Genomic DNA, 1,641 nt, shown 5'->3' with positions numbered 1-1,641 from the left:
AGGTCGACGACACCGTCACCGACGCGACGGTCAACCTGACCGCCTCCACCGTGCTGGAGGGCGCCGTTGCGAACTACACCTTCACGGCGACGCTGTCGAACGCCTCGGAAGGCGTCACCACGGTGCACACCGACCAGGGCGACATCACGATCGCGAACGGCCAGACCACCGGAACGCTGGTGATCGCCTCGGGCAATGGCGAGGATGTCTACAATGACGCCACGAGTCTGACCGCGACGATCACGGGGACCGATGGCGGCAACTTCGAGAACCTCGTCGTCGGCACCGGGTCTGCGACGGCGCATGTCGACGACACTGTCACCGACGCGACGGTGAACCTGACCGCCTCGACGGTGTTCGAAGGAGCGGTCGCGAACTACACCTTCACCGCGACGCTGTCGAATGCCTCGGAAGGCATCACCACGGTGCACACCGACCAGGGCGACATCAGTATTGCCAACGGTCAGACCACCGGAACGCTGGTGATCGCCTCGGGCAATGCCGAGGACGTCTACAACGACGCCACGAGTCTGACCGCGACCATCACCGGGACCGAGGGCGGCAACTTCGAGAATCTGGTGGTCGGGACCGCGACGGCGACGGCGCATGTCGACGACACCGTCACCGACGCGACGGTCAACCTCAGTGCCTCGACGGTGTTCGAGGGCGCGGTCGCCAACTACACGTTCACGGCGACGCTGTCGAACGCCTCGGAGGGCATCACCACGGTGCATACCGACCAGGGCGACATCAGTATTGCCGACGGCCAGACCACGGGCACGCTGACGATCGCCTCGGGCAATGGCGAGGACGTCTACAACGACGCCAGCCAGCTGATCGCGAACATCACCGGGACCGAGGGCGGCAACTTCGAGAACCTGGTGGTCGGGACCGCGACGGCGACGGCGCATGTCGACGACACCATCACCGATGCGACAGTGAACCTCACCGCCTCCACCGTGCTGGAGGGCGCGGTCGCCAACTACACCTTCACCGCGACGCTGTCGAACGCCTCGGAAGGCGTCACCACAGTGCACACCGACCAGGGCGATATCACGATCGCCAACGGCCAGACCACCGGAACGCTGGTGATCGCCTCGGGCAATGGCGAGGACGTCTACAACGATGCCAGCCAGCTGATCGCCAACATCACCGGGACCGAGGGCGGCAACTTCGAGAACCTCGTCGTTGGCACCGGGGCGGCGACCGCCCAGGTCGACGACACCGTCACCGACGCGACGGTCAACCTGACCGCCTCCACCGTGCTGGAGGGCGCCGTTGCGAACTACACCTTCACGGCGACGCTGTCGAACGCCTCGGAAGGCGTCACCACGGTGCATACCGATCAGGGCGACATCACGATTGCGAACGGCCAGACCACCGGAACGTTGGTGATCGCCTCGGGCAATGGCGAGGATGTCTACAACGACGCCAGCCAGCTGACCGCCAACATCACCGGGACCGAGGGCGGCAACTTCGAGAATCTGGTGGTCGGGACCGCGACGGCGACGGCGCATGTCGACGACACCGTCACCGACGCGACGGTCAACCTGAGCACCTCCACGGTGCTGGAAGGAGCGGTCGCCAACTACACCTTCACGGCAACACTGTCGAACGCCTCGGAGGGTGTCACCACGGTGC

General features: G+C 65.4%; 1 protein-coding gene. It reads left to right on the top strand.

Translation table 11 applies throughout. The annotated features are described in order from the left end of the window. Nucleotides 1-1,641, top strand: a 1,641-nt coding sequence (locus AC1VNY_RS42410; protein ID WP_482409652.1) for a beta strand repeat-containing protein, incomplete at both ends; no start/stop codon positions are given.

The organism is Bradyrhizobium ferriligni, from assembly GCF_056837965.1.
Note: the sequence above shows the minus strand (reverse complement) of the source record. Positions and strands in the feature narration are given on the sequence as shown.